General features: G+C 70.7%; 13 protein-coding genes. 6 read left to right on the top strand and 7 right to left on the bottom strand.

Annotated elements, in window-relative coordinates:
• The first annotated feature begins 9 nt into the window (after positions 1-9).
• The 3 genes from J5Y10_RS07730 to J5Y10_RS07720 all read left to right on the top strand — a co-directional run bounded on the left by J5Y10_RS07730 (position 10) and on the right by J5Y10_RS07720 (position 5,851).
• Positions 10-2,085 carry a molybdopterin-dependent oxidoreductase gene (locus J5Y10_RS07730; RefSeq protein ID WP_209372413.1) on the top strand — a complete coding sequence of 692 codons (2,076 nt, stop codon included), beginning with the start codon at positions 10-12 and terminating at the stop codon, positions 2,083-2,085.
• A gap of 185 nt (positions 2,086-2,270) precedes the next feature.
• A complete protein-coding gene (locus tag J5Y10_RS07725; RefSeq protein ID WP_209372411.1) occupies positions 2,271-3,773 on the top strand; it encodes an ATPase domain-containing protein in 1,503 nt (500 codons plus the stop codon).
• A complete protein-coding gene (locus J5Y10_RS07720) occupies positions 3,773-5,851 on the top strand; it encodes a hybrid sensor histidine kinase/response regulator (protein WP_209372409.1) in 2,079 nt (692 codons plus the stop codon). Before J5Y10_RS07725 ends, J5Y10_RS07720 begins: the two co-directional genes overlap by 1 nt.
• Before the next feature lie 89 nt (positions 5,852-5,940).
• Here the strand turns inward: J5Y10_RS07720 and J5Y10_RS07715 are convergent, their stop codons facing one another.
• A complete protein-coding gene (locus J5Y10_RS07715; RefSeq protein ID WP_209372407.1) occupies positions 5,941-6,309 on the bottom strand; it encodes a hypothetical protein in 369 nt (122 codons plus the stop codon).
• A gap of 197 nt (positions 6,310-6,506) precedes the next feature.
• On the opposite strand from J5Y10_RS07715, the gene J5Y10_RS07710 reads away from it, so the two are divergent.
• Entirely contained in the window at positions 6,507-6,857 is a 351-nt protein-coding gene (locus J5Y10_RS07710; protein WP_209372406.1) for a hypothetical protein, read from the top strand.
• A gap of 21 nt (positions 6,858-6,878) precedes the next feature.
• On the opposite strand, the gene J5Y10_RS07705 is transcribed toward J5Y10_RS07710, so the two are convergent.
• Positions 6,879-7,277: a DoxX family protein gene (locus tag J5Y10_RS07705; protein WP_209372405.1), complete on the bottom strand. Its 399-nt coding sequence runs from the start codon at positions 7,275-7,277 to the stop codon at positions 6,879-6,881.
• Positions 7,278-7,493: 216 nt separating this feature from the next.
• On the opposite strand from J5Y10_RS07705, the gene J5Y10_RS07700 reads away from it, so the two are divergent.
• Positions 7,494-8,690, top strand: coding sequence for an amidohydrolase family protein (locus J5Y10_RS07700; protein ID WP_209372404.1), 1,197 nt, complete (start codon positions 7,494-7,496; stop codon positions 8,688-8,690).
• Positions 8,691-8,909: 219 nt separating this feature from the next.
• On the opposite strand, the gene J5Y10_RS07695 is transcribed toward J5Y10_RS07700, so the two are convergent.
• Both J5Y10_RS07695 and J5Y10_RS07690 read right to left on the bottom strand, forming a co-directional pair.
• Positions 8,910-9,797: a pyridoxamine 5'-phosphate oxidase family protein gene (locus tag J5Y10_RS07695; protein WP_209372403.1), complete on the bottom strand. Its 888-nt coding sequence runs from the start codon at positions 9,795-9,797 to the stop codon at positions 8,910-8,912.
• 121 nt (positions 9,798-9,918) lie between these two features.
• Positions 9,919-10,536: a glutathione S-transferase family protein gene (locus J5Y10_RS07690; protein ID WP_209372402.1), complete on the bottom strand. Its 618-nt coding sequence runs from the start codon at positions 10,534-10,536 to the stop codon at positions 9,919-9,921.
• A 130-nt stretch (positions 10,537-10,666) separates the two neighbouring features.
• Here J5Y10_RS07690 and J5Y10_RS07685 point away from each other — a divergent pair, with 130 nt between their 5' ends.
• A complete protein-coding gene (locus J5Y10_RS07685) occupies positions 10,667-11,581 on the top strand; it encodes a LysR family transcriptional regulator (RefSeq protein WP_209372400.1) in 915 nt (304 codons plus the stop codon).
• Between the two features lie 285 nt (positions 11,582-11,866).
• Here J5Y10_RS07685 and J5Y10_RS07680 read toward each other — a convergent pair whose 3' ends face one another.
• From J5Y10_RS07680 to J5Y10_RS07670, 3 genes are all read right to left on the bottom strand, one after another.
• Positions 11,867-12,163, bottom strand: a complete 297-nt coding sequence (locus J5Y10_RS07680; protein WP_209372398.1) for a copper resistance CopC family protein — start codon at positions 12,161-12,163, stop codon at positions 11,867-11,869.
• 54 nt (positions 12,164-12,217) lie between these two features.
• Positions 12,218-12,691: a copper chaperone PCu(A)C gene (locus tag J5Y10_RS07675; RefSeq protein WP_209372397.1), complete on the bottom strand. Its 474-nt coding sequence runs from the start codon at positions 12,689-12,691 to the stop codon at positions 12,218-12,220.
• Positions 12,692-12,958: 267 nt separating this feature from the next.
• Entirely contained in the window at positions 12,959-13,306 is a 348-nt protein-coding gene (locus J5Y10_RS07670) for a DUF2946 family protein (RefSeq protein WP_209372395.1), read from the bottom strand.
• Between the last annotated feature and the right edge of the window lie 35 nt (positions 13,307-13,341).

The raw sequence follows: 13,341 nt of genomic DNA, 5'->3' as shown, positions 1-13,341 counted from the left end.
CGACACCCCATGCCCGAGACCCGCGCCTCGGTCTGCCCGCATGACTGCCCCAGCACCTGCGCGCTGGAGGTGGAGGTGCTGGATCAGCGCACCATCGGCACGGTCCGCGGGGCGGACAACCCCTACACGGCGGGCGTGATCTGCAACAAGGTGATGCGCTACGCCGAGCGGGTGCACCACCCCGACCGCGTCCTGCATCCCATGCTGCGGGACGGGCCGAAGGGCGGCGGCCTCTTCCGTCGCATCACCTGGGACGAGGCGCTGGACCGAATCATCGCCGGATTCACCGAGGCGGCGGCCCGCCATGGCAGCGAGGCGGTCTGGCCCTATTCCTCCGCCGGGACCATGGGGCTGGTGAACCGGGACGGCGTCTTCCGCCTGCGCCACGCCATGCGCTGGTCCGGCCGCAAGGGTACCATCTGCACGGCCATCGCCGCGGCGGGCTGGACGGCGGGTTGCGGCCGCATCACCGGCACGGATCCGCGCGAGATGGCGCTGGCCGACCTGAACGTGCTCTGGGGCACCAATCCCGTCTCCACCCAGGTCAACGTCATGGCCCATGTCACCCGCGCCCGGAAGGAGCGCGGGGCGAAGCTTGTGGTGATCGACCCCTATCGCACCGGCTCGGCGGCCGCCGCGGACATGCATCTCGCGCTGCGCCCGGGCACGGATGCGGCACTGGCCTGCGCCGTCATGCACTGCGCCTTCCGCGACGGACAGGCCGACCGTGCCTATATGGAGCGGTACACCGACGATCCCGTCGCCCTGGAGGCGCATCTCGCGACGCGCGGCCCCGAATGGGCGGCGGCGATCACCGGCCTGACCGCGGAGGCGATCGAGGCCTTCGCCGCGCTCTACAACGGCACGCCCCGAGCCTATATCCGCGTCGGTTTCGGCTTCACCCGCGGGCGCAACGGCGCGGCCTCCATGCATGCCGTCACCTGCCTGCCGGCGGTCACTGGCAAGTGGCGGCACGAGGGTGCCGGCGCGCTGTGGAGCAACCGCGGCATCTATCCCTGGGACAAGTCGCTGATTGAGGGCACGGGCTGGCGCGACCCTGCCATCCGCGAGCTGGACATGAGCCGCATCGCCAGCATCCTCACCGGCGATGCCGAAGCGCTGCAGGGCGGCCCGCCCGTGCACGCGCTGCTGGTGCAGAGCGGCAACCCGGCCTCCGTCTGCCCTGACAGCAACCGCGTGCGTGAGGGATTGCTGCGTGAGGACCTGTTCACCGTCGTCCACGAGCAGTTCATGACGGAGACGGCGCGCTACGCGGACATCCTGCTGCCCGCGACCACCTTCCTGGAGCATGACGACATCTACCAGGCCGGCGGGCACAGCCACGTCCAGATCGGGCGGCGGCTGATCGAACCGCCGGGCGAGGCGCGCTCCAACCACGACCTGGTCTGCGCCCTGGCGGCACGGCTGGGCCTCGACGATCCGAGCTTCCGCATGTCCGGCCTGGAACTGGCGGATGCGACCCTCCGTGCCACCGGCTATCCGGGCGCGGAGGAGATGACGGAGCGCCGCTGGCTGGACGTGCAGCCGCCCTTCGAGCGCGCGCATTTCCTGGACGGCTTCGGGCACCCCGACGGACGCTTCCGCTTCCGCGCGGATTGGCGGGCACTGGGCGATACGGAGGGAAAACTGCCGCCGCTGCCGGACTGGGTTCCCCTGGTGGACATGGCGACGGATGAGCGCCCCATGCGGCTCGTCGCCGCGCCCGCGCGTCAGTTCCTCAACTCGACCTTCACCGAGACGCCGAATGCCCGGAAGCGCGAGGGGCGGCCGCAGGCGCTGGTCGCGCCGGAGGACGCGGCGCGGTACGGCATTGCGGACGGCGCCCTCATGCGCCTGGGCAATGCGCGGGGCGAGGTGGTGCTGCATGCCCGGCACGTCCCCGGGCAGACCGCCGGCACGGTGGTGGTGGAGAGCATCTGGCCCGCAGCGGCCTTCGGCGGCGCCGGGCACGGCATCAACGTGCTGACCAGCGACGAGCCCGCGCTCCCCGCCGGGGGCGCCGTGTTCCACGACACGGCGGTGTGGATGCGGGCCGAGGAAGCCGTGGCGCTCGCGGCCGAGTAGGCGTCGGGCCCAGGCGGGGCAGCAGCCCCTTCCCATCCGCCGCCGCGCCCACATCTCACTCCCGTACGAGGGCTTACCGGGAGGATTCCGGGCTGGACGAAGCTGCCGCCGCATGGCACGGCCCACCCGGAGCCAGAGCGCCCTCCCAGGCCGCCCGACGCACCGCCGCCCATCGGGATGAGGACATGGATCGCAGGACGCAGCCCCCGGAACTTGCCCGGACAGGTGTTCCGGGACTGGACGACGTTCTCAGTGGCGGCCTGTCCCCCGGGCACATGTTCCTCCTCGAGGGCAGCCCGGGCACGGGCAAGACCACCGTCGCCCTGCGCTTCCTCCTGGAAGGCGCGGCGCAGGGCGAGCGCGGCCTGTACATCACCCTGTCCGAGACGGACCGGGAACTCCGCGCCGGCGCCGCTTCCCATGGCTGGACACTTCCCGAGGCGGTTGAGGTCTTCGAGCTGGTGCCGCCCGAGAGTCTGCTGGACGAGGCGCAGCAGCAAAGCCTTCTCTACTCGTCGGACCTCGAACTCGGCGAGGCGACCCGACAGATCTTCCAGGCCTATGAGCGGCTGCAGCCCGTGCGCGTGGTACTGGACAGCCTCTCCGAGATCCGCCTGCTGGCGCAGAGCTCCCTGCGGTACCGCCGGCAGATCCTGGCCCTGAAGCACTACTTCGCCCGGCTGGGCGCGACGGTCCTGCTGCTGGACGACCTCACCTCGGAGGCCTTCGACAAGACAGTGCACAGCGTCGTCCACGGCGTGATCCGCCTGGAGGAGCTGTCCCCCGCCTATGGCGCGGAGCGTCGTCGACTGCGGGTGTCGAAATACCGGGGCCGGTCGTTCCGGGGCGGTTACCACGACTTCACGATCCGGACCGGGGGGGTGCATGTCTACCCCCGCCTCATCGCCGCCGAACACAGGACCGGGTTTGATCGCCACCGCACGACGAGCGGCATTGGCGCGCTGGATGCACTGCTGGGCGGCGGCATCGAGCAGGGATCGAGTGCGCTGATCCTTGGTCCCGCAGGCACGGGCAAGAGCATCTTCACCCTGCAGTTCATGGCGGCAGCCATCGCCGGCGGCGGCAGGGCGGCAATGTTCGTCTTCGACGAGGAGCTAGGCCTGCTCTTCGAGCGCGCGGCGCAGCTGGGCTTCGACCTCCGGGCCATGCGGGACAGCGGCGCCCTCCATATCGAGCAGGTGGACGCGGCCGAGCTCTCACCTGGGGAGTTCACCCATCGCGTGCGCGAGCGGGTGGACTTTGCCGGCTCCAAAACCGTGGTCATCGACAGCCTCAATGGCTACCAAGCCGCCATGCCCGACGAGAACGCGCTCGTCCTGCACGTGCACGAGCTGCTGCAGTACCTGAACCGCCAGGGCGCGACGACCTTCCTCACGGTGGCCCAGCACGGGCTTGTGGGGGACATGAAATCGCCCGTGGATGTGACGTATCTCGCGGATACCGTGATCCTGTTGCGCTACTTCGAGGCGCTCGGCAGGGTGCGGCGTGCCGTATCGGTGATCAAGAAGCGTACGGGCGCCCATGAGGACACGATCCGTGAATACCGGATCGGCCGGACCGGACTGGTGTTCGGGGCGCCCATCGACAAGTTCCAGGGCGTCCTCCGCGGCGTACCAACCTTTGCCGGTGCCCCGGGGCCACTGCTGGACCTGCTAGAGCCCGATTGATGCCATCTTCCGACGGGCTGGCCGCGCTCGTGTTCATGCCGCATGGCCGGGACGCTTCCATCGCCGAGGAGCTGCTGCGCGGGGCGGGCGCGGTGTCCCGAATCTGCCGCGATCTCGCTGCCTTCGAGGCTGCCATCGACGAACAGGCCGGCTTCGCCGTGGTGACGGAGGAGGCGCTGGTGGGCGCCGACCTGCGCGGCATCCTGGCCCGCATCGCCGCCCAGCCTGCCTGGTCGGACCTTCCCTTCATTGTCCTGACGCGCGGTGGCGGCGCGCCGGAGCATAACCCCAACGCGGCACGCCTCGCAGAACTGCTGGGCAATGCCACCTTCCTGGAGCGTCCGTTCCGGCCCACGACCTTCGTCAGCGTTGCGCGCTCCGCCCTGAAGGGCCGACAGCGACAATTCGAGGCCCGGGCGCGGATCGAGGAGCTGCACGAGACCGGCGAGCGCCTCTCGACCGCGCTGCAGGCGGGCCGCCTCGGCTCCTGGGAACTTGAGGCGGAAACCGGCCTCCTGACCGTCTCCGATACCTGCAAGGCCGTGTTCGGCCGGTCGCCCGCGGCGCCCTTCACCTACGAGGATCTTCTCGCCAGCATCCATCCCGATGATCGCGCGGCGATGCAGGCCGCCGTACGCGCAAGCATTGAGCGGGGTGCCGACCACGTCATCGAGTATCGAACCATCTGGCCCGACGGAAGCACCCACTGGGCGGAGGTTCGCGCGCGGCTGGTGCGAGACCGGGATGGGAGCCGGCCCAGGCTGGTCGGCGTCTACTCCGACATCACCGTTCGCCGGATGGCCGAGGAGGGCCTGCGGCGGTTGAACGAGACGCTGGAGGAACGCGTCGCGGCGCGCACCGCCGAGCTGCGGGAAGCGCATGACGCCATGCTGGCCGAGGCCGAGCAGCGCCGCGTGGCCGAGGAACTGCTGCAGCAGAGCCAGAAGATGGAGGCGGTCGGGCAGCTCACCGGTGGGCTGGCGCACGACTTCAACAACCTGCTCACGGGCATCATCGGCAGCCTTGAGCTCATCCAGCGCCGCGTGGAGCAGAACCGGACGGCGGATCTGGGGCGCTATCTCGGCTCGGCCAAGGTGGCGGCGGGGCGCGCCGCGGCGCTGACGCACCGTTTGCTCGCCTTCTCCCGGCGACAGACGCTGGATCCTAAGCCGACCGCGCTGAACCAGCTGGTCGCGGGAATGGAGGAACTGGTGGTCCGCAGCATCGGGCCAGCTATTGAGCTTCACTCCCTCCTGTCGGACGATCTCTGGACCACGCTCGTGGACCCGAACCAGCTGGAGAACGCGCTTCTCAACCTTTGCATCAACGCGCGCGATGCCATGCCGGACGGCGGCGTGCTGACGATCAAGACGGCGAACCTCGCACTGGACGGGCCGGCCGCCCGCGCGCTGGAACTGTCCCCCGGCCCATACGTCACGCTCGCCGTCACCGACACCGGCACAGGGATGAGCCCTGAGGTGATCGAGCGCGCATTCGACCCCTTCTTCACGACCAAGCCACTCGGTCAGGGGACCGGGCTGGGCCTGTCCATGATCTACGGCTTCGCCCGCCAGTCGCACGGGCAGGTCCGCATCCACTCGGAGCTGGGGCGGGGGACCACGGTGTGCCTCTATCTGCCGCGCCATGCGGGCGCCGCCACCGTGGCAGGTGAGATGCCCGCCCTAACGGATGCCGGGCGGACGACGGCGGGAGAGACGGTCCTCGTCGTCGATGACGAGCCGACCGTGCGGATGCTGGCCGCCGAGGTGCTCCAGGACCTGGGCTACGCCGCGGTCGAGGCGGCCGATGGGCCGGAGGGGTTGAGGATCCTCCAGTCGGACCGGCGCATCGACCTGCTGGTAACCGATGTCGGCCTGCCCGGCGGCATGAACGGCCGCCAGCTGGCGGATGCCGCGCGCGTCCTCCGCCCCGGCCTCCGCGTGCTCTTCATCACCGGCTACGCAGAAACCGCGGTGATCGGCGACGGCGATCTGGATGTCGGCATGCAGGTACTGACGAAGCCTTTCGCCATGGAGACCCTTGCCAGCCGCATCAAGGCGCTCATCCAATCCGGCTGAGAACTGTCGGGTGGCCGGGCACGGTCTCGAACGAAGCTACGCTATCGGGATCGCGCGGATCGTCAGCTCCCGGTCCAGCCCTGCCCAGGTCAGCGACCCGTCCCGCTCATCGCGGAGCTCACCCGCTCGATACGCCCGGGGTCCCTGGCCGCGACGACCAGGACGGCGATGCTTCCGTCGAGCGTTGCCGCAACGCTGGCGGCAAAGTCAGTGCCTCCCATTGCGTCGCGCGCAAGGCGGTCCAGGACGGCGGCAGCCCGCTCGCCCTCGCCGGTTCGCCGGACGGTGAAGACGCGCATCGTCCACCCCTCCGTCTTCGGCACGGCCGCGAGAGCGGCGCGCTTCACCGCGGCCGCGATATCCACGCCGGGCGCGAGACGGAAGGTCCGGCCCACATCACGGACGGCGTCGCGGTAGGAGCGGACACGGACGGAGCGGGAGGGGACGGCATCGGTCATTCTCCGAGTTTGCCACGGCAGGCCGTGTCGCGGGAGCCGCCGACGGTTTCCCCCGCGCCGCGGCATGCCCAGCCATTCGTCGCCTGACTTCCCCAACCGCCGGGACAGCTGACCCGCACCGGTTGCCGGGAGGAGCCGGGCGTGCTCCCTTCCGTGCCTGTGTGATCTCCACTTCGGAGATGAAGGAAAGGCTCGGCATGTTCGTGATCTGGTCGGGCTGGGGCATCCTCGTGCTTCCCGTCGTCGTCGGAACCGCCGTGGTGGTCGGGGCAATCCTCCAATGGCTTCTCACTGCGGCCGGCCGGCCTGACCTGGCCTTCCTGGCCTTCAGCGCGGGCCTCTTCGCCGCCGCAGCAGTCAACTGGATCGTCGGGCGGCGCCTGAACAGCGCGCCCGGGCGAGATCTGGTGGATCCGAGAACGCAGGAACGGGTCGTCCTCAGGCGCCGGCACGCCCTGTTCTGGATCAGCATGGAGTACTGGTCGATTCCCGTGGCCCTGGCCGCTTTCGTACCGCTGCTCGCGCTGCGCCAGCTCGGCGGGCATTGAGCCCAGGGGCCGCGCGCTGCGTCAGGAACGCCGCATCCCGGCGCTCGCCCGGCGGACTCCGGATCTGAAGGGCCAGTCCAGCACGTCGCCCGCGAACAGCGCCCACCAAACCAGCACGGGCTGCAGCGCCAGTCTCGGCAGGTGGTACCACCAGCCGAGCTGAACATTCCCGGCGGGCAACCCGTCCAGCGCGTGCTTGATGTTCGCGGGAAAGACGAGGACAGCGTAGAGCGCGAGCCCGATCCCGGCCGCGCGGCGCATCCGCCGCCCCATCAGTCCCACCGCGCCAGCGATCTCGCAAAGGCCGGTCCCCAGGATGACCTGCCGCGGGAAGGGAACCCAGTCCGGCGTGATCAGAAGGAACGGGTCGGGCGCGGTAAGGTGGAGGACGCCGGCAACGAGGTAGGCCGCCGCGAGCACCACCCGTACCGTCGCGTCCCCTGACGGGACGGGGCCTCTCGGCCGAGTTCATGCGGATCCGGTCTCCAAGGGGCTATCAGCCCAGGAACATGGGGACCCTGGACGGGGCGGGAAGCCCGGACAGAGGATGGCGGCGTCATGGTCCTCCCCGGACCGTCGATGGCGGGCCCTTTCCGCATCCTGCACCATGGGCCCCGCCGACACCCGGAGAGCCCGATGCACCACGACCTGCTGCTGCGGAACGTCCGCCCGATGGGCGGGCCCGCGACCGACCTGCTCATCCGCGGCGGCCGGTTCGCGGCCTTCGGTCCGGGGCAGGAAGCGCCGGGCGTGCCGGTGGAGGATGGCGGCGGCGCTCTTGCCATCCCCGGGCTGGTCGAGGCGCACACTCATCTCGACAAGTCCCTCTGGGGAATGGGCTGGCTGCCGCACCCGGCGGGCCCCTCCATCCTGGATAAGATCGAAGCTGAGCGGGCCCTGCGGGCGACCGGCGCGATCGATCCGGCCCGGCAGTCCGCCCGGTTGCTGGTGCAGGCGCTACGCATGGGCACGACCCATATCCGCACCCACGTCGACGTGGATGACGTGGCGGGGCTCGACGGCCTCCAGGGCGTTCTCGCGACCCGCGCGGCCTATGCCGAGGCCATGGATGTGGAGATCGTCGCCTTCCCGCAATCCGGGATCCTGACCCGGCCAGGCGTCGCGGCGCTGATGGAGGAGGCGATGCGGATGGGGGCCGAAGTCGTGGGCGGGCTCGATCCCTGCGCCATCGACCGCGACCCGAAAGGACATCTGGACGTGGTCTTCGGCTTGGCGGAGCGCTTCGGCCGCCCCGTGGACATCCACCTGCACGAGGGCGGCACCATGGGCGCCTTCAGCCTGGAACTGATCCTGGAACGCACCCGCGCCCTCGGCATGAAGGGCCAGATCACCGTCAGCCATGCTTTCTGCCTCGGTGATCCGGACGCCGCCCTGGTCAATCCGCTGCTGGCGGCGATGGCCGAGCTGGACGTGGCGGTGGCCACGACCGCACCGGCCAGCCGCCCCGTGCCGGCGTTGGCAAAGCTGCGCGCGCTGGGCATCCGGGTCTGTGCCGGTTCCGACGGGGTGCGCGACAGCTGGAACCCCTACGGCACGGCCGACATGCTGGAGCGGGCCATGCTGGTGGGGCTCCGCAACAACTTCCGCCGTGACGAGGAGATGGAGATGGCGCTCCACGCCTGCACGCATGGAGGCGCCTCCGTGCTGCGGCTCGACGACTACGGCCTTGCGCCGGGCCACATCGCGGACCTCGTCCTGCTGGGGGCCGAGACACCGGCCGAGGCCGTGGCCGCACACCCGCCGCGCCGCCTCGTCGTCAAGCGGGGCCGCGTGGTGGCCCGGAAAGGCGAGGCTCTCGTCGAGGCTCCCTGACCGGTCGCTTCGCCGAGAAGTTGCCCCCTCTCACGCCCGCCCGCTTCCTCCGGACCTGCATGCCGCGCGACCCGGTCTGCCAACGACGGCATCTCCTGCTGCTAGGGCAGGAGCAATGGCGGCGGCTTCTCCAACATCGGGCCCGACCTCCCGCGCAACGATGCGCCACGGGCCGTTGGCCGGCCGGAGAAGAGGGCGATGCCCATCCGGGTTGTCGGACTACGGGGACGGCATCGCCTCGAGCGGCCCCTCCCCCCTTCCCTGCTCCCAAACGCCTGTCCGCAGCGTGCTGGGTGACCAGCCATTCGCGACGAGCGAAAGGGCCAGCGGGAAGGCGGCCGGGCGGAAGACCAGCTTCTGCGGCTCAAAGCGCCAGAGTCGCTCCGCACCGGCGAAATCCGCAACCTCCGGGGAGTCGGGCAGCACCTCGGCCCGGCCGGTCATCTGCAGCAGGTCACCCGTTCCGTCCTCCACGAAGGTCAGCCCGGCCTTCGGGTTCACCAGCATGTTGCCGAGCGTGTTGAAGAAGCGGTTTCCCGCGAAGTCCGGCACGGTGAGCCGGCCGTCGGCGTCGATGCGGACGAAGCCGGGCCGGCCGCCGCGGTGCGAGACGTCAACCTGCCTCTCGCCGCCCGCGATATCCGCGTAGGTGGCCACGTAAAAGGTGTCCGCGCCGCTGATGATCGCCCTCGCCCGGCCATCCAGCCGCTCCGACACGACCGGCGGCGCCGAGGCTGCGGAGCGCGGGTCCCGTAGGGGAAGCGCCGCCCGCTGCTGAATGTACTGGGGACAGTTGCCGAAGCTCTGCACCACCGCGACGGTGAAGGCATCGGCCCCGCTGCGGCGGAGCGTGCCGTTCAGGCGGTTGCGGCGACGGGTGACGGGATCGATGCCGAGGAGGCCGAGAGCATCGCCGTCCTCCATCCCCGCATCCTCGGGGTCGGCGGGATCGCGGGCCAGGCCGAGCCGGAGGTGGCGGGCATCGACCGCGGCCATGAACCCCGGCCTACCGGCTCGGAGGGTGGCCCAGACCTGCCCTTCCGGGTCCACCGCGCCGAGCACCACGAAGGAGAGCATCGCGAAGAAGCCTTGGTGCTGCTCCGGCATGGCATCGCGGATGATCCTTCCCCCAATGGCCCGCAGGTGTTCGCTCGCTCCGACGCTTCGTTGCAGGGTGACTTCGCCCGCGTGCCACGGTGAAGGCAGGTCCACCGGCTCCCGGCCCGGGTCATGCGGCCGCATGGAGGCCCGCCGCGGTCCTAGGAAGGGCAACAAAGCCGGACAGCGCCTCGATCCGCTTCAGCCACGCGCGGATGCCAGGATAGGGCGAGAGGTCCACGTTCCCCTCAGGCGCCGCCGCGATGTAGCTGTAGAGCGCGATGTCCGCGATCGTCGCGCGATCGGCAGCGATCCATTCGGCACTGCCGAGTTCGGCCTCGATCAGGGTGAGGATGGCATGGGCCCGGGGGATCACCTCCTCAGGCCGGTAGGGCGCGCCGAAGACGGTGATGAGGCGGGCCGCCGCCGGGCCCGCCGCGATCTGCCCGGCCGCAACGGAAAGCCAGCGCTGCACCCGCGCCGCGCCGGCCGGATCTTCGGGCAGCCAATCGGTGCGGCCAGACTTCCTGGCCAGGTAGACGAGGATGGCGTTGGAGTCCGGAACGACGGTGGTGCCGTCCTGGAGGACGGGCACCTGCCCGAAGGGATTCAGGGCCAGGAAGGCCGGCGCCTTTTGCTCCCGTGATGCGAGATCGACCTCAACGAGCTCGTATGGCAGCTCGAGCAGCGACAGGAACAGGCGCGCGCGATGGGCGTGGCCGGACAATCCTGTGGAGTAAAGCTTCATGGCGGCTCTCCGTTGGCGAAGACGTGCCGCCATCGAAATCCTTCCATGCCGGAGGGTTAACCGGCATTCTGAGCAATCCACTCTTCCCTGATCTGGAACAATCACGCAGGCGTCCGCGGAGGGCTTTCGGATGGATCGCTGGCAGGCGATGCGGATCTTCGTGCGGACCGCGGATAGCGAGAGCTTCGCCGGCGCGGCGCGGCAACTCGGCCTCAGCCCGCCTGCCGTCACCCGGGCAGTGGCGGCTCTGGAGGAGACGATCGGCACAAGGCTCCTGACGAGGACGACACGTTCCGTGAAGCTCACCGAGGCCGGCCGGCGCTACCTGGAGGACTGCCGGCGCATTCTTTCCGAGATCGAGGAGGCAGAGGCCGCGGCCGCCGGGGCCGATGCCCGGCCGACCGGCACGCTCACGGTCACCGCATCGGTCCAGTTCGGCCGGCTCTACGTGCTTCCCATCATGACGGAGTACCTCTCGCGCCACCCCGCCATAATCCTGCGCGCCCTCTTCCTGGACCGGGTGATCAACATGATCGAGGAAGGCGCGGATGTCGGGATCCGGATCGGGCATCTCGCCGATTCCGGCATCGTCGCGCGGCGCGTCGGCAGCGTCCGCCGGGTTGTCTGCGCCGCGCCGGACTACCTTTCGCGGCACGGCACCCCAACAGTACCCCGTGATCTGCGGGAGCATCAGGTGATCGGCTCGACAGGCCTCGACCCCTCACCAGAATGGCGCTTCGGGCAGGACCGGAAGGCATCCGTTACCGTCAGGCCGCGGCTGGTCTGCAACACCGTCGATGCGGCCCTGGCCGCGGCGATCGACGGCCACGGGATTGCCCGGCTGCTCTCCTATCAGGTCGCGCCGGCCGTGGCGGAAGGGAAGCTCGTGCTTCTCCTGGAGGACCACGAGGAGCCGCCGGTTCCCATCCATGTCGTCCACCCCGAGGGTACCCGGACCTCCGCCAAGGTCCGCAGCTTCGTCGATCTGGCCGGGCATCGGCTGCGGGGAAACCGGCTGCTCAAGGCAGGGTTCGCCTCAGGCTGAGGCGGCGTGTCGAATTCGAGAGGCACGCAGACCTGCTCAACGTCGCTGACGGGGACTTCCACCCGCGCATTCCAGTGGCCAGGCAGCGCTAGCTCGGGGCACTGTCCCGGGCAGGCCGGCGGAGACACTATCAGCGCCCGGAGTAGCGCCCGCCCCAATGGAGAGGGCGTCGAGTAGCAGAACCTCCGCCGCGCGGCGCCGCCCCTCCCCGACGTCCTCGGCCGGCCCGGTACTTAGGCACGGTGCGGTTCACACGCCGAAAGTCGTGCTGCCGCGGACCGGGTGTCAGTCCGCCGGGATGACGCGCCAGCTGACAAGATCAGGGTCCGGCGGCGAGGCCCGCCGTAAGCGCCGCCCGGACCGTGTCGCGACCTCGCCCGCGGGGCCAGCGACGCGCGGGCCGATCAGCGTCACCGCCCCGTCGAAGCGCGGCGTCATCTCCTGCGGTGCCGTCGCCACCGTTGCCCCGTTCTCCCGGCCCGTGCCCAGCAGGGCGGCATGGGACCAGGGGGCCGTCGGCTCGGCGGCCAGGAGAAAGGCGAGCAGAACGGCGCGGAGGCGAGGCAGGAAGCCGTTCGGCAAGGTCGGGCGGATCGCCCCTCCTCCTTCGCGACGATCCTCACGGCAGCGGCGGATTCAGTGCTGGTGGCCCTGCCCGGCCGGGCCGGAAGCGCCGGCGGCCTGCACGGCCAGTTGCACGGGCACCGCGCCGGCCCGCTCGAAGTTGAGGGTCAGCGGCACCGTGCCTCCGGCCCGGGCAGCCTCGGCCAGACCGACGAGCATGATGTGCAGCCCGCCCGGCCGCAGGGTGACGCTGCCGCCCGCCGGCACATCCACCGCCTGCACGGGCAGCATCCGCATCACGTCGCCCTGCCGCACGGTGCTGTGCAGTTCCACCGCGCGCGCGGCCGGGCTGCTGGCGGAAAGGAGGCGGTCCGGCTGCGTGCCGGAGTTGCGGAGGGTCAGGAAGGCGCCACCCGTCCCGCCCTGGATCGCTGCACGCATCCAGGGCTGCTCCACCGCAACGCCCCCGGACGGGGCCTGCTGGGCGGTGGCAAGGGCGGGCGAGAGGGCGATGGTGGCAATAGTCGTGCGACGGGTGAAGGACATGGTCAGGTTTCCTTGCAAGGTCGTGCCCGCGTGGGGCGAGATCATCGGGCCGATAGGCCGCGAAGGGTGGTGGTTGCCGGCCTGGCAGCCAGGATCGGAAAAGGAGGATGCTCGCAGGCACTGGACGGGAGGGCTTGGTCCGACCCCGTAGGGCGGTGCCCCTACAGCTCGCGCCGCGCTCGCCCCGGCGGTAGCGGGCGGCCCCTCACGCCACGGCGAAGCGGCAACGGCGGTCAGGAAAGTCCCCCGGCGGCGCCCGTAGCGGGGTCAGAAATGTGGTGGAGCCCTGGGCTGCTGCGGGGGTGCGCGCGGCGGGAGGGCGGGCAGGCCCGGCCGCCGGAACGGCTCCGCCATGGGCAGGATGTTGGCGGCCGCCCCGGTCGCCACCGCCGGCCCGGGTGCCGCCGGGCCGAGCGGCCCGTGGCAGAGGATGCAGCAGTCATCGGCCTGGGCCGGCTGCAAGGGCCTGCCGTCCTTGTCGAGCACGACGAGGCGCCGGCCCCCATGGGTGCAGAGTTCCACGGCCTGGGCCGTGGCCGCCCGCGCCATGGCCCGCGCATGCGGCACGGCGGCGCCCGCCCACTGCATCAGCAGCAGCAGAGCGATGAGGCGCACGAGGCCTGTCCGCGCGAAGGGCATAGGCGGCAGCC

The organism is Roseomonas indoligenes (genome assembly GCF_017813365.1).
In the GTDB taxonomy this organism is placed as follows: domain Bacteria; phylum Pseudomonadota; class Alphaproteobacteria; order Acetobacterales; family Acetobacteraceae; genus Roseomonas; species Roseomonas indoligenes.
This window is presented reverse-complemented; position numbering and strand designations above follow the sequence as displayed.